Here is a 19,135-nt window from a genome sequence, read left to right on the forward strand (position 1 = left end):
TTCCCTGTGCTATAGTCGCGGGCTCCGCTGACGACGGGACGCGAAAACGTCTGACGCAGCAGCAGAGAAGAAAAGAGCCCGCAGCTTCGGCAGACGATCAAAAGTCGGTATAGAATCTAGGGCTTCGCTGATGACGACGGCGACCTGCACGAAAGCGCAGATCGCCAACGAAACAGCAAAAACAGCTGGACAGGGCTTCAAAAAATCTGTCATAATCGAAGGCTTCGCTGATCGCAGCGAGGTTGGCAAGAGAAGAAGGCGCAAGCCGGAAGATCTTGCGGGGATCGTTAACAACATACAGCCGATAAGCGTGGGCGTTTGATGGCGACTGCCAAGTTCTTCGGAACAAATCAAACGCTCATATGAGAAGAGAAGTGAAGTTCACTTCGATTCCTTTTGAGTGAGTTATACAAGATCGAACTGTAGAGTTTGATCCTGGCTCAGATTGAACGCTGGCGGAATGCTTTACACATGCAAGTCGAACGGCAGCACGGGGGCAACCCTGGTGGCGAGTGGCGAACGGGTGAGTAATACATCGGAACGTGCCCAGTCGTGGGGGATAACGTAGCGAAAGCTACGCTAATACCGCATACGAACTCTGGTTGAAAGCGGGGGATCGCAAGACCTCGCGCGATTGGAGCGGCCGATGGCAGATTAGGTAGTTGGTGGGGTAAAGGCTCACCAAGCCGACGATCTGTAGCTGGTCTGAGAGGACGACCAGCCACACTGGGACTGAGACACGGCCCAGACTCCTACGGGAGGCAGCAGTGGGGAATTTTGGACAATGGGCGCAAGCCTGATCCAGCCATTCCGCGTGCAGGATGAAGGCCCTCGGGTTGTAAACTGCTTTTGGACGGAACGAAAAGGCCTTTTCTAATACAGAAGGCTCATGACGGTACCGTCAGAATAAGCACCGGCTAACTACGTGCCAGCAGCCGCGGTAATACGTAGGGTGCGAGCGTTAATCGGAATTACTGGGCGTAAAGCGTGCGCAGGCGGTGATGTAAGACAGGTGTGAAATCCCCGGGCTTAACCTGGGAACTGCATTTGTGACTGCATCGCTGGAGTGCGGCAGAGGGGGATGGAATTCCGCGTGTAGCAGTGAAATGCGTAGATATGCGGAGGAACACCGATGGCGAAGGCAATCCCCTGGGCCTGCACTGACGCTCATGCACGAAAGCGTGGGGAGCAAACAGGATTAGATACCCTGGTAGTCCACGCCCTAAACGATGTCAACTGGTTGTTGGGTCTTCACTGACTCAGTAACGAAGCTAACGCGTGAAGTTGACCGCCTGGGGAGTACGGCCGCAAGGTTGAAACTCAAAGGAATTGACGGGGACCCGCACAAGCGGTGGATGATGTGGTTTAATTCGATGCAACGCGAAAAACCTTACCTACCCTTGACATGTCTGGAATTGTGCAGAGATGTGCAAGTGCCCGAAAGGGAGCCAGAACACAGGTGCTGCATGGCTGTCGTCAGCTCGTGTCGTGAGATGTTGGGTTAAGTCCCGCAACGAGCGCAACCCTTGTCATTAGTTGCTACGAAAGGGCACTCTAATGAGACTGCCGGTGACAAACCGGAGGAAGGTGGGGATGACGTCAAGTCCTCATGGCCCTTATGGGTAGGGCTACACACGTCATACAATGGCTGGTACAGAGGGTTGCCAACCCGCGAGGGGGAGCTAATCCCATAAAACCAGTCGTAGTCCGGATCGTAGTCTGCAACTCGACTGCGTGAAGTCGGAATCGCTAGTAATCGCGGATCAGCATGTCGCGGTGAATACGTTCCCGGGTCTTGTACACACCGCCCGTCACACCATGGGAGCGGGTTCTGCCAGAAGTAGTTAGCCTAACCGCAAGGAGGGCGATTACCACGGCAGGGTTCGTGACTGGGGTGAAGTCGTAACAAGGTAGCCGTATCGGAAGGTGCGGCTGGATCACCTCCTTTCTGGAAATACTAGCAGTCCAAGTTGAACGTCCACACTTATCGGTTGTTGGAAGATGTCGCCAGCGGCGAATTGCTCGCAAAGATGTGCTCGCAGTGAGCGACCGACCCCGGGTCTGTAGCTCAGTTGGTTAGAGCACCGTCTTGATAAGGCGGGGGTCGTTGGTTCGAGACCAACCAGACCCACCATCTCCAGTGTCCAAAGATCCTGGGGGATTAGCTCAGCTGGGAGAGCACCTGCTTTGCAAGCAGGGGGTCGTCGGTTCGATCCCGTCATCCTCCACCAATGTTGTTTGTGCTCGCGCTACAATGCGGGTCTTCCAATGAAATCAACACCAAAGCGGCTTGGCGCTACGCCAGGCTGCTTTGTTGTTGACTGCGGCATCTGCTGCAAGTCAATCGGCTGTTCTTTAACAATTCATAGAGTTGAATCAGCGTCGTTAGCGGAAACTGCTTTCATGGCAGACCGTGCCGCTAGCGACATTTTGATTGCGTCAACCAGACTTCAATTTCGAGTCAAATCGAAAGTATGAAGACGGCATAACGCGCGAGGTGAAAGACCTCGCGAAGTACTTGAATCGACTGCGAATCCTCGTGAGAGGAGTCAAAGTTATAGGGTCAAGTGACTAAGAGCATGTGGTGGATGCCTTGGCGATTACAGGCGACGAAGGACGTGATAGCCTGCGATAAGCTTCGGGGAGCTGGCAAATAAGCTTTGATCCGGAGATTTCCGAATGGGGAAACCCACCGCGCAAGCGGTATCGCATGATGAATACATAGTCATGCGAGGCGAACCGGGTGAACTGAAACATCTCAGTAGCTCGAGGAAAAGACATCAACCGAGATTCCGAAAGTAGTGGCGAGCGAAATCGGAACAGCCTGCTAGTGATAGCGCAGAACTTAGCGGAACGACTTGGAAAGGTCGGCTACAGAGGGTGATAGCCCCGTACGCGAAAAGATCTGTGTGGTACTGAGCTAGCGAAAAGTAGGGCGGGACACGTGAAATCCTGTCTGAAGATGGGGGGACCATCCTCCAAGGCTAAATACTCGTAATCGACCGATAGTGAACTAGTACCGTGAGGGAAAGGCGAAAAGAACCCCGGGAGGGGAGTGAAATAGATCCTGAAACCGCATGCTTACAAAAAGTCGGAGCCCGCAAGGGTGACGGCGTACCTTTTGTATAATGGGTCAGCGACTTACATTCAGTGGCAAGGTTAACCGAATAGGGTAGCCGCAGGGAAACCGAGTCCGAACAGGGCGTCCAGTCGCTGGGTGTAGACCCGAAACCAAGTGATCTATCCATGGCCAGGATGAAGGTGCCGTAACAGGTACTGGAGGTCCGAACCGACTAGTGTTGCAAAACTAGCGGATGAGCTGTGGATAGGGGTGAAAGGCTAAACAAACTTGGAAATAGCTGGTTCTCTCCGAAAACTATTTAGGTAGTGCCTCGCGTATTACCTTCGGGGGTAGAGCACTGTTTTGGCTAGGGGGTCATGGCGACTTACCAAACCAAGGCAAACTCCGAATACCGAAGAGTACAGCGCGGGAGACAGAGCACCGGGTGCTAACGTCCGGACTCAAGAGGGAAACAACCCAGACCGCCAGCTAAGGTCCCTAAAATTGGCTAAGTGGGAAACGAAGTGGGAAGGCTAAAACAGTCAGGATGTTGGCTTAGAAGCAGCCATCATTTAAAGAAAGCGTAATAGCTCACTGATCGAGTCGTCCTGCGCGGAAGATGTAACGGGGCTAAGCCAGTTACCGAAGCTGCGGATGCACAGCAATGTGCGTGGTAGGAGAGCGTTCTGTAAGCCTGTGAAGGTGTCTCGAGAGGGATGCTGGAGGTATCAGAAGTGCGAATGCTGACATGAGTAGCGTTAAAGCGGGTGAAAAGCCCGCTCGCCGTAAGCGCAAGGTTTTCTACGCAACGTTCATCGGCGTAGAGTGAGTCGGCCCCTAAGGCGAGGCAGAGATGCGTAGCTGATGGGAAACAGGTCAATATTCCTGTACCGATTGCAAGTGCGATGTGGGGACGGAGAAGGTTAACTCAGCCGGGTGTTGGATGTCCCGGTTCAAGCCTGTAGTCGTGCCTGGTAGGTAAATCCGCCGGGCTTAGATGAGGGGTGATAACGAGGCGGCTTGCCGCCGAAGTGAGTGATACCCTGCTTCCAGGAAAAGCCACTAAGCTTCAGCTTGCAACGACCGTACCGCAAACCGACACTGGTGCGCGAGATGAGTATTCTCAGGCGCTTGAGAGAACTCGGGAGAAGGAACTCGGCAAATTGACACCGTAACTTCGGAAGAAGGTGTGCCTTTAGTAGGTGAAGTCCCTGCGGATGGAGCCCAATGAGGTTGCAAAAAATCGGTGGCTGCGACTGTTTAATAAAAACACAGCACTCTGCAAACACGAAAGTGGACGTATAGGGTGTGACGCCTGCCCGGTGCTGGAAGATTAAGTGATGGGGTGCAAGCTCTTGATCGAAGTCCCAGTAAACGGCGGCCGTAACTATAACGGTCCTAAGGTAGCGAAATTCCTTGTCGGGTAAGTTCCGACCTGCACGAATGGCGTAACGATGGCCACACTGTCTCCTCCCGAGACTCAGCGAAGTTGAAATGTTTGTGATGATGCAATCTCCCCGCGGAAAGACGGAAAGACCCCATGAACCTTTACTGTAGCTTTGTATTGGACTTTGAACGGATCTGTGTAGGATAGGTGGGAGGCTTTGAAGCCGGGTCGCTAGATTCGGTGGAGCCAACGTTGAAATACCACCCTGGTGCGTTTGAGGTTCTAACCTAGGCCCGTTATCCGGGCCGGGGACAGTGCATGGTAGGCAGTTTGACTGGGGCGGTCTCCTCCCAAAGTGTAACGGAGGAGTTCGAAGGTACGCTAGTTACGGTCGGACATCGTGACGATAGTGCAATGGCATAAGCGTGCTTAACTGCGAGACTGACAAGTCGAGCAGATGCGAAAGCAGGACATAGTGATCCGGTGGTTCTGTATGGAAGGGCCATCGCTCAACGGATAAAAGGTACTCTGGGGATAACAGGCTGATACCGCCCAAGAGTTCATATCGACGGCGGTGTTTGGCACCTCGATGTCGGCTCATCTCATCCTGGGGCTGTAGCCGGTCCCAAGGGTATGGCTGTTCGCCATTTAAAGAGGTACGTGAGCTGGGTTTAAAACGTCGTGAGACAGTTTGGTCCCTATCTTCCGTGGGCGCTGCAGATTTGAGGAAGCCTGCTCCTAGTACGAGAGGACCGGAGTGGACGCACCTCTGGTGTACCTGTTGTCACGCCAGTGGCATTGCAGGGTAGCTAAGTGCGGAAGAGATAACCGCTGAAAGCATCTAAGCGGGAAACTCGTTTCAAGATGAGATCTGCCGGGGCCTCGAGCCCCCTGAAGAGTCGTTCTAGACCAGGACGTTGATAGGCTGGGTGTGGAAGCGCAGTAATGCGTTAAGCTAACCAGTACTAATTGCTCGTGCGGCTTGACCCTATAACTTTGATCGGTCCGATCAAGTGTTATGCCAGGGTTGAACGCAATCAAGATCCCAGCAGCTGTAAAGCGCTGCTCAAGCTGATAAGACTCTATGAATTGGCTGTCTTGCCCACAAAGCAAGATGGCAAAAAGTTATGCCTGATGACCATAGCGAGGTGGTCCCACTCCTTCCCATCCCGAACAGGACAGTGAAACGCCTCTGCGCCGATGATAGTGCGGGTTCCCGTGTGAAAGTAGGACATCGTCAGGCTGTTATAGCGAGGCGCCCCGTCCACGGACGGGGCGTTCTCATCAGTGCTCTCAGGTCCTGTACCGGCGAGCAATGATGAGAACGCCAGAAGCGTGCTACAATGTGAGTCTTCACAGACATGCGAGCTGCGGCAGATTGCCGTGGCAAGCAAAGCGAGTGAAAACCACGAAGGTTGACAGGTCTCTCCGAAATCTGTCATAATCGAAGGCTTCGCTGATCGCAGCGAGGTTAGCAAGAGAAGAAGGCGAGAGCCGGAAGATCTTGCAGTGATCGTTAACAACATACAGCCGATAAGCGTGGGCGTTTGATGGCGACTGCCAAGTTCTTCGGAACAAATCAAACGCTCATATGAGAAGAGAAGTGAAGTTCACTTCGATTCCTTTTGAGTGAGTTATACAAGATCGAACTGTAGAGTTTGATCCTGGCTCAGATTGAACGCTGGCGGAATGCTTTACACATGCAAGTCGAACGGCAGCACGGGGGCAACCCTGGTGGCGAGTGGCGAACGGGTGAGTAATACATCGGAACGTGCCCAGTCGTGGGGGATAACGTAGCGAAAGCTACGCTAATACCGCATACGAACTCTGGTTGAAAGCGGGGGATCGCAAGACCTCGCGCGATTGGAGCGGCCGATGGCAGATTAGGTAGTTGGTGGGGTAAAGGCTCACCAAGCCGACGATCTGTAGCTGGTCTGAGAGGACGACCAGCCACACTGGGACTGAGACACGGCCCAGACTCCTACGGGAGGCAGCAGTGGGGAATTTTGGACAATGGGCGCAAGCCTGATCCAGCCATTCCGCGTGCAGGATGAAGGCCCTCGGGTTGTAAACTGCTTTTGGACGGAACGAAAAGGCCTTTTCTAATACAGAAGGCTCATGACGGTACCGTCAGAATAAGCACCGGCTAACTACGTGCCAGCAGCCGCGGTAATACGTAGGGTGCGAGCGTTAATCGGAATTACTGGGCGTAAAGCGTGCGCAGGCGGTGATGTAAGACAGGTGTGAAATCCCCGGGCTTAACCTGGGAACTGCATTTGTGACTGCATCGCTGGAGTGCGGCAGAGGGGGATGGAATTCCGCGTGTAGCAGTGAAATGCGTAGATATGCGGAGGAACACCGATGGCGAAGGCAATCCCCTGGGCCTGCACTGACGCTCATGCACGAAAGCGTGGGGAGCAAACAGGATTAGATACCCTGGTAGTCCACGCCCTAAACGATGTCAACTGGTTGTTGGGTCTTCACTGACTCAGTAACGAAGCTAACGCGTGAAGTTGACCGCCTGGGGAGTACGGCCGCAAGGTTGAAACTCAAAGGAATTGACGGGGACCCGCACAAGCGGTGGATGATGTGGTTTAATTCGATGCAACGCGAAAAACCTTACCTACCCTTGACATGTCTGGAATTGTGCAGAGATGTGCAAGTGCCCGAAAGGGAGCCAGAACACAGGTGCTGCATGGCTGTCGTCAGCTCGTGTCGTGAGATGTTGGGTTAAGTCCCGCAACGAGCGCAACCCTTGTCATTAGTTGCTACGAAAGGGCACTCTAATGAGACTGCCGGTGACAAACCGGAGGAAGGTGGGGATGACGTCAAGTCCTCATGGCCCTTATGGGTAGGGCTACACACGTCATACAATGGCTGGTACAGAGGGTTGCCAACCCGCGAGGGGGAGCTAATCCCATAAAACCAGTCGTAGTCCGGATCGTAGTCTGCAACTCGACTGCGTGAAGTCGGAATCGCTAGTAATCGCGGATCAGCATGTCGCGGTGAATACGTTCCCGGGTCTTGTACACACCGCCCGTCACACCATGGGAGCGGGTTCTGCCAGAAGTAGTTAGCCTAACCGCAAGGAGGGCGATTACCACGGCAGGGTTCGTGACTGGGGTGAAGTCGTAACAAGGTAGCCGTATCGGAAGGTGCGGCTGGATCACCTCCTTTCTGGAAATACTAGCAGTCCAAGTTGAACGTCCACACTTATCGGTTGTTGGAAGATGTCGCCAGCGGCGAATTGCTCGCAAAGATGTGCTCGCAGTGAGCGACCGACCCCGGGTCTGTAGCTCAGTTGGTTAGAGCACCGTCTTGATAAGGCGGGGGTCGTTGGTTCGAGACCAACCAGACCCACCATCTCCAGTGTCCAAAGATCCTGGGGGATTAGCTCAGCTGGGAGAGCACCTGCTTTGCAAGCAGGGGGTCGTCGGTTCGATCCCGTCATCCTCCACCAATGTTGTTTGTGCTCGCGCTACAATGCGGGTCTTCCAATGAAATCAACACCAAAGCGGCTTGGCGCTACGCCAGGCTGCTTTGTTGTTGACTGCGGCATCTGCTGCAAGTCAATCGGCTGTTCTTTAACAATTCATAGAGTTGAATCAGCGTCGTTAGCGGAAACTGCTTTCATGGCAGACCGTGCCGCTAGCGACATTTTGATTGCGTCAACCAGACTTCAATTTCGAGTCAAATCGAAAGTATGAAGACGGCATAACGCGCGAGGTGAAAGACCTCGCGAAGTACTTGAATCGACTGCGAATCCTCGTGAGAGGAGTCAAAGTTATAGGGTCAAGTGACTAAGAGCATGTGGTGGATGCCTTGGCGATTACAGGCGACGAAGGACGTGATAGCCTGCGATAAGCTTCGGGGAGCTGGCAAATAAGCTTTGATCCGGAGATTTCCGAATGGGGAAACCCACCGCGCAAGCGGTATCGCATGATGAATACATAGTCATGCGAGGCGAACCGGGTGAACTGAAACATCTCAGTAGCTCGAGGAAAAGACATCAACCGAGATTCCGAAAGTAGTGGCGAGCGAAATCGGAACAGCCTGCTAGTGATAGCGCAGAACTTAGCGGAACGACTTGGAAAGGTCGGCTACAGAGGGTGATAGCCCCGTACGCGAAAAGATCTGTGTGGTACTGAGCTAGCGAAAAGTAGGGCGGGACACGTGAAATCCTGTCTGAAGATGGGGGGACCATCCTCCAAGGCTAAATACTCGTAATCGACCGATAGTGAACTAGTACCGTGAGGGAAAGGCGAAAAGAACCCCGGGAGGGGAGTGAAATAGATCCTGAAACCGCATGCTTACAAAAAGTCGGAGCCCGCAAGGGTGACGGCGTACCTTTTGTATAATGGGTCAGCGACTTACATTCAGTGGCAAGGTTAACCGAATAGGGTAGCCGCAGGGAAACCGAGTCCGAACAGGGCGTCCAGTCGCTGGGTGTAGACCCGAAACCAAGTGATCTATCCATGGCCAGGATGAAGGTGCCGTAACAGGTACTGGAGGTCCGAACCGACTAGTGTTGCAAAACTAGCGGATGAGCTGTGGATAGGGGTGAAAGGCTAAACAAACTTGGAAATAGCTGGTTCTCTCCGAAAACTATTTAGGTAGTGCCTCGCGTATTACCTTCGGGGGTAGAGCACTGTTTTGGCTAGGGGGTCATGGCGACTTACCAAACCAAGGCAAACTCCGAATACCGAAGAGTACAGCGCGGGAGACAGAGCACCGGGTGCTAACGTCCGGACTCAAGAGGGAAACAACCCAGACCGCCAGCTAAGGTCCCTAAAATTGGCTAAGTGGGAAACGAAGTGGGAAGGCTAAAACAGTCAGGATGTTGGCTTAGAAGCAGCCATCATTTAAAGAAAGCGTAATAGCTCACTGATCGAGTCGTCCTGCGCGGAAGATGTAACGGGGCTAAGCCAGTTACCGAAGCTGCGGATGCACAGCAATGTGCGTGGTAGGAGAGCGTTCTGTAAGCCTGTGAAGGTGTCTCGAGAGGGATGCTGGAGGTATCAGAAGTGCGAATGCTGACATGAGTAGCGTTAAAGCGGGTGAAAAGCCCGCTCGCCGTAAGCGCAAGGTTTTCTACGCAACGTTCATCGGCGTAGAGTGAGTCGGCCCCTAAGGCGAGGCAGAGATGCGTAGCTGATGGGAAACAGGTCAATATTCCTGTACCGATTGCAAGTGCGATGTGGGGACGGAGAAGGTTAACTCAGCCGGGTGTTGGATGTCCCGGTTCAAGCCTGTAGTCGTGCCTGGTAGGTAAATCCGCCGGGCTTAGATGAGGGGTGATAACGAGGCGGCTTGCCGCCGAAGTGAGTGATACCCTGCTTCCAGGAAAAGCCACTAAGCTTCAGCTTGCAACGACCGTACCGCAAACCGACACTGGTGCGCGAGATGAGTATTCTCAGGCGCTTGAGAGAACTCGGGAGAAGGAACTCGGCAAATTGACACCGTAACTTCGGAAGAAGGTGTGCCTTTAGTAGGTGAAGTCCCTGCGGATGGAGCCCAATGAGGTTGCAAAAAATCGGTGGCTGCGACTGTTTAATAAAAACACAGCACTCTGCAAACACGAAAGTGGACGTATAGGGTGTGACGCCTGCCCGGTGCTGGAAGATTAAGTGATGGGGTGCAAGCTCTTGATCGAAGTCCCAGTAAACGGCGGCCGTAACTATAACGGTCCTAAGGTAGCGAAATTCCTTGTCGGGTAAGTTCCGACCTGCACGAATGGCGTAACGATGGCCACACTGTCTCCTCCCGAGACTCAGCGAAGTTGAAATGTTTGTGATGATGCAATCTCCCCGCGGAAAGACGGAAAGACCCCATGAACCTTTACTGTAGCTTTGTATTGGACTTTGAACGGATCTGTGTAGGATAGGTGGGAGGCTTTGAAGCCGGGTCGCTAGATTCGGTGGAGCCAACGTTGAAATACCACCCTGGTGCGTTTGAGGTTCTAACCTAGGCCCGTTATCCGGGCCGGGGACAGTGCATGGTAGGCAGTTTGACTGGGGCGGTCTCCTCCCAAAGTGTAACGGAGGAGTTCGAAGGTACGCTAGTTACGGTCGGACATCGTGACGATAGTGCAATGGCATAAGCGTGCTTAACTGCGAGACTGACAAGTCGAGCAGATGCGAAAGCAGGACATAGTGATCCGGTGGTTCTGTATGGAAGGGCCATCGCTCAACGGATAAAAGGTACTCTGGGGATAACAGGCTGATACCGCCCAAGAGTTCATATCGACGGCGGTGTTTGGCACCTCGATGTCGGCTCATCTCATCCTGGGGCTGTAGCCGGTCCCAAGGGTATGGCTGTTCGCCATTTAAAGAGGTACGTGAGCTGGGTTTAAAACGTCGTGAGACAGTTTGGTCCCTATCTTCCGTGGGCGCTGCAGATTTGAGGAAGCCTGCTCCTAGTACGAGAGGACCGGAGTGGACGCACCTCTGGTGTACCTGTTGTCACGCCAGTGGCATTGCAGGGTAGCTAAGTGCGGAAGAGATAACCGCTGAAAGCATCTAAGCGGGAAACTCGTTTCAAGATGAGATCTGCCGGGGCCTCGAGCCCCCTGAAGAGTCGTTCTAGACCAGGACGTTGATAGGCTGGGTGTGGAAGCGCAGTAATGCGTTAAGCTAACCAGTACTAATTGCTCGTGCGGCTTGACCCTATAACTTTGATCGGTCCGATCAAGTGTTATGCCAGGGTTGAACGCAATCAAGATCCCAGCAGCTGTAAAGCGCTGCTCAAGCTGATAAGACTCTATGAATTGGCTGTCTTGCCCACAAAGCAAGATGGCAAAAAGTTATGCCTGATGACCATAGCGAGGTGGTCCCACTCCTTCCCATCCCGAACAGGACAGTGAAACGCCTCTGCGCCGATGATAGTGCGGGTTCCCGTGTGAAAGTAGGACATCGTCAGGCTGTTATAGCGGCGAAGGCCCGGCAGAAATGCCGGGCCTTTTGTTTTGGCGCGTCGCAACGGCGATTCAGCCCGCGCCACCGGCTCCAATGAATTGCAGTGTCCGTCCGGGGCGCTGGAAACGCAGCCCGCTTGCGAGGCTGGCCGGTCGGCTACGCGTTGTACAAGACCCCGTCCTCCAGTCGCGCCGCTCCGCTGCGGACAAGCTCGTCCACCAGCTCCTCGATCCACCGCCGCGCGGGAATGTCCTCGAAAAAGCGTTCTTGCACCATGCGCAGGTAAACCGTTGCGTCCGACCATTGCATGAACGCTTCCCACGAAACCGCCTGCCACTCGAGCAAGCGGAACTTGATCAAGACCTTGGCCGCGTGCCTCGCGTGCCGACTGGGGTCTGAACGGTAGGCGTCGAGGCGCCTGCGCGCGGTCGCCAGCGCGGACCTCGCGTCGGTGAACACGCGGCCGTGGCCTGGGATCACCACCGAGGGCGTGAGCTGCTCGATCAGATCCAAAGTCGCGGCGACCTCATCGAACGCGGCCGCACCTTCGAGCTCCGGAAAGACGACTCCGAATCCGTTCTCCCAAAGCGCGTCAGCCGAGATCAAGGTGCGAGACTCCGGCTCCAGCAACAAGATCGAGTGGGGATCGTGGCCAGGTGCAGCGTGCACCTCCCAACGCTTATCGCCCAGCTCGATGCTGCTGCCCGGCTGCACAAGGCCCTGGAAACCAAATCGTGGACAGCTCTGTCCGGTGGGGCGATAGGTAAGAGCGACTTCGTCCCACGCACGCACTGCTTCCGCCAGTCCGGGTGGGATCAGGGTGAGCAGATCCCGGTACCGAGCCTGCAAAGCCGCATTTCCGCCGCAGTGGTCGCTGTGCAGGTGGGTGTTGACGAGCGTCGCCAGCGTGCGGCCCGCGCAGGCGTGCTCGACCAGCGCGAGAGTCTGGTCGGAGTGGCTGCCGTACCCGCTATCCACCATGTCCGCACGCTCGGGCCCGAGCAAGAGCACGTTGTTGGACGAGAGCCAACCACGCTCCAGGACCACTACCCCAGCCGGAAGCCGGACATCAGCGCCACTCATGGGCACCCCCGTTCAACGCGACGCGCGCAGTTCGCGGCGCAGGATCTTCCCGACGTTCGACTTCGGCAACTCATCGCGGAACTCAATGTACTTCGGCAACTTGTACCCGGTGAGATTCTCGCGGCAGTGGCTGGCGATCGCGTCCTCCGTCAGCGTCGCATCGTTCTTCACCACGAACACCTTGATCGCCTCGCCTTGTCTCTCATCAGGCACGCCGATGGCGGCGCACTCGACGACGCCGGGACAAAGCGAGATGACGTTCTCCAGTTCATTGGGAAACACATTGAAGCCGCTCACCAGGATCATGTCCTTCTTGCGATCGATGATCCGCGTGTAGCCGCGGTCGTCCATGACGCCGATGTCGCCCGTGCGCAGGAAGCCATCAGGAGTGAAGGCCCTGGCGTTCTCCTCGGGCTGGTTGAAGTAGCCCGGTGTCACGTTGGGGCCGCGGATGCAGATCTCCCCGGACATTCCGTTCGCCACCGTGAGCCCCGCATCGTCCTTGATAGCGACTTCGATGCTGGGCAGCGGCACGCCTATGGTTCCGGAAAACTCGGTCGCATCCAGCGGATTGTTGGTGCCGATCGCGCACGTCTCGCTCATTCCCCAACCCTCGACCATCACGCAGCCCGTGGCTTGCCGCCATTGCCGCGCGGTGCCTTCGGATGCCGCCATGCCACCTGCCTGGGAGACTGCGAGCCGCGAAAAATCCACCGACCTGAACTGCGGATGCTGAAGCAACGCGTTGAACAGCGTATTGACCGCCGGCAGCATGTGAAAGGGACGCTTCTTCAGCACCTCCACCAGAGCACCGATATCCCTCGGATTCGGGATCAGCGTGATGTGCGCACCCGAGCGGATCGCAAGCAGGCACAGCGTGAGCGCGAAGATGTGGTACAGCGGCAGCGCGGCAATGCTGTTCGTCGCCGCCACTTCGCCGACGCGGCGCAGCGCCGGCGTGAACCAGGCCTCGGCCTGCAACATGGCAGCGATCACGTTGCGATGGGTCAGCACGGCGCCCTTCGACAAGCCGGTGGTCCCGCCCGTGTACTGCAGGAAAGCGATCGAGTCCAGGCCCTGCGGCGTAGGCCGCAATGTCTGGCGCGCGCCTTCGGAGAGGGCCCGCGGCAGCGCCTTCACCGTGCGTCCGCCCGAAAGAGGCAGGCGGTAGGCCGGGACCATGCGCGCGAGATGGCGCACGGCGAACGTGACCCATGCGCCGTACGCGCCGCCCAGCAAGTCGCCCATGCCCGTGACCACGACGTGCTGCACGGGCGAATGCTCGATCACCTGCTCCAGCGTGTGACAGAAGTTCTCGAGGATCACGATGGCCGTCGCACCTGAGTCCTGGAGCTGGTGCTCCAGTTCCCGTGCCGTGTAGAGCGGATTGACGTTCACGCACGTATAGCCAGCCCGGATCACTGCGGCCATCGCGACCGCGAACTGCAGAATGTTCGGCAGCATGATCGCCACGCGGGAGCCAGGCGGAAGCCCGCGCGCCTGCAACCACGCGCCGAGCGAGCGCGACGCGGCATCGAGTTCGCCGTAGGTCATCCAGCGCTCCATGCACACGGAAAACGGGCGCCTTGCATTGCGCTGGAAAGAATCCTCCAGCACTTGCGTGAGCGACACGTATTGATCCGGATCGATCTCGTGCGGCACCCCCTCCGGGTACGCCGCGAGCCATGGCCTGTGCTGCATATCTGCTCCTTCGCGCGCATTCTCTCCAGCGGGGGACGGCCGGGTCAAAGGGCTTGTCCCAGGATCGTCCGCAGGGCCGTCTCGCACGCGACAGCGTCGGCCTCGGAAAGCACCTGGATCAACTGCCTCTCCCGCTCGGCGACAGTGGCCAGGAAGCGCTCCGCACCCTGCGGCTGGCGGCTCACTTCCGCGAACGTATCGAAGCCTTGTTCCAGGAAACGCTGCAAGGCCGTCAGTCCCGCCGCGGCCGCAGGCTTGCGCATCACGCGCAGCATCATGCGCAGCCCGGGCAGGCGAGTCAGGCGCGCGAGCTCGCCGCCGAGATCGAGGACCGCTTGCAGTTGCCGGTCACGGTCTGCGCGGCGACCGACCGACTTCCACGCGCGCACATAGGCGCGGATCTCGTCTTCCTCGTTCACCGGAAGCGCGCGCGCGAGCGCATGGTCCAGCGATTCCGTGAGTACATGCAGCCGTGCGAGTGCAATCGCCGTGTCGGCGACGTCCTTTGGAAAGAGCTTCTCCACCGCACCCGCAATGCGGGCGAACTGTCCGTCGCGTTCCGAGTAGTCGCGCGCGCCGTAAAGCTCCTCGAGGAAGAATCGCGTGGCTGCGCCAAACGCAGCGGATGCGAGCAAGTCGGCGTGAGAGGCAGCGAAGCGCCGGCTCTGCAACCGTTTCAACCGCTCGACCGCCATCCCGATCGCCGGAACGGACCGGCTCTCCGCGCGCAGGCGATCGACTTCGGCGATGGCCTCGCGGATGGTCTGCGCTGTGCTCATCGTGATCGCAGTCTAGCGTCGCCGGCCGTCGCAAGCCGGAGCGCATCGATTCGCGTGCCCTCGGGTGAGCCCTCTCGCCTCACCGCAGCGGCGGTTTGCGCGTCAAGGTATTCGTTCACCAGAAGCGACTCCGAAACTCCCTAACGCCGCTGCCTGTCGTGTTCCTAAGCTTTTCACTCACGCAAGGGGGAAGGCGATGGACCGATCGGTCGAGGGAATGGAAGGCGCACGAGCCTTCGCGGAGATGCCGGTGAGCGCGGGCCTCAGCCTCGCGCCGTTCATGGACGAACTCTCGCACGGCGTCCTGCTCGCTTCGTTGCGCGGCCAGCTTCTCCATGCCAATCATTCGGGGCGCCACGAGCTGGCGCGCCGCCACGTCCTGGCGCTGCACGACGGCGTGCTGCGCACCATCGATGCCGCGCAATCGCGCGTCCTCGAGCAGGCGTTCGCCAAGGCGGAAACGGGGCGACGCAGCCTGATGGCCCTGCGCGGTCCGGGCCGGCAGCGCGTGAGCATCGCGGTGCTTCCCTTGCGCCCGGACCGTCCGCTCCAGGCGCCGAACGTGGCCCTCGTGTTCTCCCGCAGCTCGGTCTGTGATCCCGTGATGCTGTGCTTCTTCGCGCGCACGCACGGACTCACCCCGTCCGAAGAGCAGGTGCTGGCCGTCCTGTGCCAAGGCCATTCCGCACCGCAGACGGCGGTGCAGCTCGGGGTCGCGGTGTCCACCGTACGCAGTCACGTGCGCAGCATGTGCGTGAAGACGCACGCGAATGGCGTGCGTGCCCTCGTGAGCCAGGTCGCAGTGCTGCCGCCCATCGGTGCCGCGCACCTGCACGCCCCCATCCACTAGCAGCCCCTCTAGGTCGCTGCCCGGGCCCATGCTAGAGTTTTCTCACACGAGGGAGGCGTCATGAACGTGTCCAGGACTGCGGTGGAGCACGAGAAGCTGATCGCGCAGCTGGAGCCCAGCCTGGGCCGCCTCGCGGCTCGCGGCATCGTGCGCAGTTACCGCAAGAACACCATCATCTTGAACGAAGGCGAGCCGGGGGACTCCCTGTTCGTCCTGCTGCAAGGGCAGGTGAAGGTGTATGCCACCGACGAGAACGGCCGCGAGATAACGTACGGCATGATCCAGGCGGGCGACTACTTCGGCGAAATGTCGCTCGATGGCGCGCCCCGCTCGGCCTCCGTCATGACCCTGGAGCCCTGCCTGTGCGCACTGGTCGTGCGCTCTGCGGTGCAACAGCATCTGGCGGAGGAGCCCGCGTTCGCGCTGCAGCTCGTCACGCAGGTGATCCGGCGCGCCCGCGCGGCCACCGAAACCGCACGCCAGATGGCCTTGCTCGATGTGTACGGGCGCGTGATCCACACCCTCGAGGGCGAGCAGGGCCCCGCCAGCATGCAGATGCCCGTGCAGCTCACGCAGATCACGCACCAGCAGATCGCCAGTCGCGTCGGCGCCTCCCGCGAAATGGTGAGTCGCTTGCTCAAGGACCTCGAAAAGGGCGGCTACGTGGAGCTGGGCATCAAGCGCATCACGCTGAAGAAGAAACTCCCGGCGCGCTGGTAGCGTGCATCAGCGAGCCGGGCAACCGGCTTCCAGCAGGGCCCGCTCGAAGCGGCCCTCCAGCTCCGCATTCATGGCAGTGGATCCGCTGAAGCTGCGCACGGTGAATGCCGGCTGCCGCTTGAGCAGTTGCTGGCGGCTCGCGCGGGCCTCGCCCAGCCTTTCGGTCTCCACCTGCGCAACGACCAGGGTGCGCCACGCCGGCAGGTAGCGCGGATTGCGCCGCAGCGCGAGGAGTGCGAACTCCATGGCCGATTCCGCGTCGCCATCGGCCAGTGCGGCCAGCGCGCAGATCGCGTCGTACATGTAGCGCAAGGGTTCCAGCCAGAGCGATTGCCGTGCGGCACTGGTGATCGCGTTCGCCGCTTCGGCATCGCCTCGCAGGGCCAGCATCTCGCCCATGAACAGCAAAGCCACCGAATGCTGCGGCTTGAAGCTGAGAGCCTGGTTGAAGCGCTCTTCCGCAGCCTCCAGGTTGCGCGCACCGTGCACGAACGCATGGCCTTCCAGCGCCAGCAGCAGCGGTGACGTGGGGTCCGCCTGCACCGCCGACGCGGCATGCGCACGCGCACGAGCCGCGTCGTGCTGTGCGAAACCGGAGCCTGCGAGCTGCACGCGCAACACATGCAGGTGCGACATCCACGCATGCCCGGTCGGATGCCGTCGCCAACGTTCGAGCAGGAGGTCCAGCATGCGGCGCGCGTCTTCGATGTCCACGGGAGACAGGCGATGCATCAGACCGATGGCGGCCAGCAGCAAGGTCGATCCTTCCAGCGACGGCGCCGGGCGCGACTTGGCCAGGTGCACTTCGTGCGCGATCACCGCGGCGTGCAAGGCCGCCAGCACCCGCGTACGCAAGCGTCCATCCAGCAGGCCGTGCGCGCCCAAGGCGGATTCGAAGCTGTCCGCCCACACCACGTGTCCGCTGCCGGTCTCGGCGAGCTCGGCGTACAACGCCAGCGCCTGGGGCTGCACGCGGGCCCGGCCCGTCAGCGCATAGCGCGCACCGACTGCGTCGACGACCTTCTCCAGCGTGTTGCGTCCGGCGTCGAGTGCGGAGGTGGACATGCGCGACACGACCTGCAGCACGTCGCTGCGGGCCAGCCCCGCGACCAGTTCGTCGGCCAGCGTTTCGCCGCTGACGCCCCCGATCACCTGGCCTTCGGTGGCGAAGGGCAGCACGGCCACGCTCGCCCGCAGGCCGCCCGGATCGATGGCCTGCCTGGGAAGCACGGGGGTGTGACCTGCCTGCGCGACACGGTACGCGTGCACCGGCTGCTTCACGTGCTTGAGATGACAGTCGCCGAGGTCCTCGAGATGCAGCGACAGCGCGCCGCGCAGGCGGGCGCGGAAGGTGGAGGAGATCACGAAGTCGCCCGGGCCGGCGAGACTCGCAATGCGCGCGGCGACGTTCACGTCGTTGCCGTAGATGTCGTACTGGTCCTCGAGCACGTCGGCCACGTGCGCGCCGATGCGCAGGTGCACATGCTCCTCGGGCTGCAGCGCCTGGTTCACGTCACGGAACCAGGCCTGCATCGCCAGTGCGGCGCGAACGCAGCCGGCCTCGTCGGCGAACTCCAGCATCAAGCCATCGCCGAGGCTCTTGTGCAGCCGGCCCGCATGCAGGCTCGCCTGCTCCTGCGCGAAGTTCACGAAGCGATGCCAGCGGGCAATGAAGTCCTGCTCGCCGAGTGCCATCAGCCGCACCGACTCCACCACATCGGCCACGACGATCACCTTCGTGGCTCGCGTGAACGGGGACGGCACGGACGACTGGGCGGACATGGCGGATGAGGACGTGGAAGTCCAGCATTTGTAGCACGTTGTATCTAATATGGAGGAAATTGTTCACGCCCATGGCGTCCTTGTGCGGTCCCTTGCCGGTCACTGCGACCCTCCGGGAAAACCCTTAAAGTCGCGGCATGGATTCCCTCAAGCCGCAGGACGCGCGCAGCGGCCGCGTCCCGATCCGCGCCCTGGGCGAGCAGCATCGCGGGCGCATCGCGAGTCACCTTCTCGCCCTCGACGGTGAAGACCGCTACCTGAGGTTCGGCTACAGCGCCACCGACGAACAGATCCAGCGCTATGTCGACGGCCTGGACTTCGATCGTGACGACGTCTTCGGCATCTTCAACCGCAAGCTGGAACTGATCGCGATGGCCCACCTCGCCTTCCTGCCGCACGAGCCCGAAAGTCCCGCCGGTGCGGAGTTCGGTGTGTCCGTGCTGAAGAAGGCGCGCGGCCGCGGCTATGGATCGCGCCTGTTCGAGCGCGCCGTCGTGCACGCGCGCAACGAGGGTGTGGAGCTGATGTTCATCCACGCGCTGTCCGAGAACACCGCGATGATCAAGATCGCCCGCAACGGCGGCGCCACGCTCGAGCGCGCCGGCAGCGAGACCGAGGCCTACCTGCGGCTGCCGCCCGCGACGCTCGACAGCCGCGTCACCGAGATGCTGGAAGAGCAGGTCGCACAGGCGGACTACCGGCTGAAGCGGCAGGCAAAGAACTTCCTGGACTTCCTCGCCACGTTGCAGGAGATGCGCCGCGGCGGCGCGAGCCCGCGCGGCCGCAGCGGGCGCTGAGCCGGGGCCGCCGGTCAGTTGAGCCAGCGGGCACAGCCAATCCGGTATCCTATGGGCACCT

The 19,135-nt window shown here is 58.8% G+C and carries 8 protein-coding genes, 4 tRNA genes and 6 rRNA genes; 14 read left to right on the top strand and 4 right to left on the bottom strand.

Going from position 1 to position 19,135, the window contains the following annotated elements:
• The first annotated feature begins 130 nt into the window (after window positions 1-130).
• From JJB11_RS08770 to rrf (JJB11_RS08820), 11 genes are all read left to right on the top strand, one after another.
• Window positions 131-322: a hypothetical protein gene (locus tag JJB11_RS08770; protein ID WP_201168586.1), complete on the top strand. Its 192-nt coding sequence runs from the start codon at window positions 131-133 to the stop codon at window positions 320-322.
• Window positions 323-417: 95 nt separating this feature from the next.
• Window positions 418-1,948, top strand: a 16S ribosomal RNA gene (locus JJB11_RS08775).
• 109 nt (window positions 1,949-2,057) lie between these two features.
• Window positions 2,058-2,134, top strand: a tRNA-Ile gene (locus JJB11_RS08780).
• A 21-nt stretch (window positions 2,135-2,155) separates the two neighbouring features.
• Window positions 2,156-2,231: transfer RNA gene (locus JJB11_RS08785), tRNA-Ala, on the top strand.
• A gap of 330 nt (window positions 2,232-2,561) precedes the next feature.
• Window positions 2,562-5,438, top strand: a 23S ribosomal RNA gene (locus JJB11_RS08790).
• Between the two features lie 140 nt (window positions 5,439-5,578).
• Window positions 5,579-5,691 (top strand): 5S ribosomal RNA (gene rrf / locus JJB11_RS08795).
• Window positions 5,692-6,094: 403 nt separating this feature from the next.
• Window positions 6,095-7,625: ribosomal RNA gene (locus JJB11_RS08800) — 16S ribosomal RNA — on the top strand.
• Between the two features lie 109 nt (window positions 7,626-7,734).
• Window positions 7,735-7,811 (top strand) — tRNA-Ile (locus JJB11_RS08805).
• 21 nt (window positions 7,812-7,832) lie between these two features.
• Window positions 7,833-7,908: transfer RNA gene (locus JJB11_RS08810), tRNA-Ala, on the top strand.
• A gap of 330 nt (window positions 7,909-8,238) precedes the next feature.
• A 23S ribosomal RNA gene (locus JJB11_RS08815) occupies window positions 8,239-11,115 on the top strand.
• A 140-nt stretch (window positions 11,116-11,255) separates the two neighbouring features.
• Window positions 11,256-11,368: ribosomal RNA gene (gene rrf / locus JJB11_RS08820) — 5S ribosomal RNA — on the top strand.
• The 16S, 23S and 5S rRNA genes sit together here with 4 tRNA genes alongside, the layout of an rRNA operon.
• A gap of 150 nt (window positions 11,369-11,518) precedes the next feature.
• Here the strand turns inward: rrf (JJB11_RS08820) and JJB11_RS08825 are convergent.
• Genes JJB11_RS08825 through JJB11_RS08835 form a run of 3 tightly spaced genes read right to left on the bottom strand, consistent with a single transcriptional unit; the run spans window position 11,519 to window position 14,925 of the window.
• Window positions 11,519-12,445, bottom strand: a complete 927-nt coding sequence (locus JJB11_RS08825) for an MBL fold metallo-hydrolase (RefSeq protein WP_201168589.1) — start codon at window positions 12,443-12,445, stop codon at window positions 11,519-11,521.
• A gap of 12 nt (window positions 12,446-12,457) precedes the next feature.
• Window positions 12,458-14,146 (bottom strand): AMP-binding protein, encoded by a 1,689-nt coding sequence (locus JJB11_RS08830; RefSeq protein ID WP_201168592.1) that lies wholly within the window; start codon window positions 14,144-14,146, stop codon window positions 12,458-12,460.
• 44 nt (window positions 14,147-14,190) lie between these two features.
• Window positions 14,191-14,925 carry an FFLEELY motif protein gene (locus JJB11_RS08835; protein ID WP_201168595.1) on the bottom strand — a complete coding sequence of 245 codons (735 nt, stop codon included), beginning with the start codon at window positions 14,923-14,925 and terminating at the stop codon, window positions 14,191-14,193.
• A gap of 196 nt (window positions 14,926-15,121) precedes the next feature.
• Here JJB11_RS08835 and JJB11_RS08840 point away from each other — a divergent pair, with 196 nt between their 5' ends.
• Complete coding sequence (locus JJB11_RS08840) at window positions 15,122-15,775, top strand: helix-turn-helix transcriptional regulator (protein WP_201168598.1); 654 nt, start codon at window positions 15,122-15,124, stop codon at window positions 15,773-15,775.
• 60 nt (window positions 15,776-15,835) lie between these two features.
• On the top strand, window positions 15,836-16,495 hold the full coding sequence (locus tag JJB11_RS08845) for a Crp/Fnr family transcriptional regulator (protein ID WP_201168601.1): 660 nt from the start codon (window positions 15,836-15,838) through the stop codon (window positions 16,493-16,495).
• Window positions 16,496-16,501: 6 nt separating this feature from the next.
• Here JJB11_RS08845 and JJB11_RS08850 read toward each other — a convergent pair whose 3' ends face one another.
• Window positions 16,502-18,277, bottom strand: a complete 1,776-nt coding sequence (locus JJB11_RS08850; protein WP_201168604.1) for an adenylate/guanylate cyclase domain-containing protein — start codon at window positions 18,275-18,277, stop codon at window positions 16,502-16,504.
• A 137-nt stretch (window positions 18,278-18,414) separates the two neighbouring features.
• On the opposite strand from JJB11_RS08850, the gene JJB11_RS08855 reads away from it, so the two are divergent.
• Window positions 18,415-19,074: a GNAT family N-acetyltransferase gene (locus JJB11_RS08855; RefSeq protein ID WP_201168607.1), complete on the top strand. Its 660-nt coding sequence runs from the start codon at window positions 18,415-18,417 to the stop codon at window positions 19,072-19,074.
• Window positions 19,075-19,135: the final 61 nt, after the last annotated feature.

The organism is Ramlibacter ginsenosidimutans, assembly GCF_016654015.1.
Lineage (GTDB): Bacteria > Pseudomonadota > Gammaproteobacteria > Burkholderiales > Burkholderiaceae_C > Ramlibacter > Ramlibacter ginsenosidimutans.

Bases quoted from the DNA above. Each gene is read 5' to 3' on its own strand.
- JJB11_RS08770 (WP_201168586.1), top strand. From the start codon at position 131: ATGACGACGGCGACCTGCACGAAAGCGCAGATCGCCAACGAAACAGCA.
- JJB11_RS08825 (WP_201168589.1), bottom strand. From the start codon at position 12,445: ATGAGTGGCGCTGATGTCCGGCTTCCGGCTGGGGTAGTGGTCCTGGAG.
- JJB11_RS08830 (WP_201168592.1), bottom strand. From the start codon at position 14,146: ATGCAGCACAGGCCATGGCTCGCGGCGTACCCGGAGGGGGTGCCGCAC.
- JJB11_RS08835 (WP_201168595.1), bottom strand. From the start codon at position 14,925: ATGAGCACAGCGCAGACCATCCGCGAGGCCATCGCCGAAGTCGATCGC.
- JJB11_RS08840 (WP_201168598.1), top strand. From the start codon at position 15,122: ATGGACCGATCGGTCGAGGGAATGGAAGGCGCACGAGCCTTCGCGGAG.
- JJB11_RS08845 (WP_201168601.1), top strand. From the start codon at position 15,836: ATGAACGTGTCCAGGACTGCGGTGGAGCACGAGAAGCTGATCGCGCAG.
- JJB11_RS08850 (WP_201168604.1), bottom strand. From the start codon at position 18,277: ATGTCCGCCCAGTCGTCCGTGCCGTCCCCGTTCACGCGAGCCACGAAG.
- JJB11_RS08855 (WP_201168607.1), top strand. From the start codon at position 18,415: ATGGATTCCCTCAAGCCGCAGGACGCGCGCAGCGGCCGCGTCCCGATC.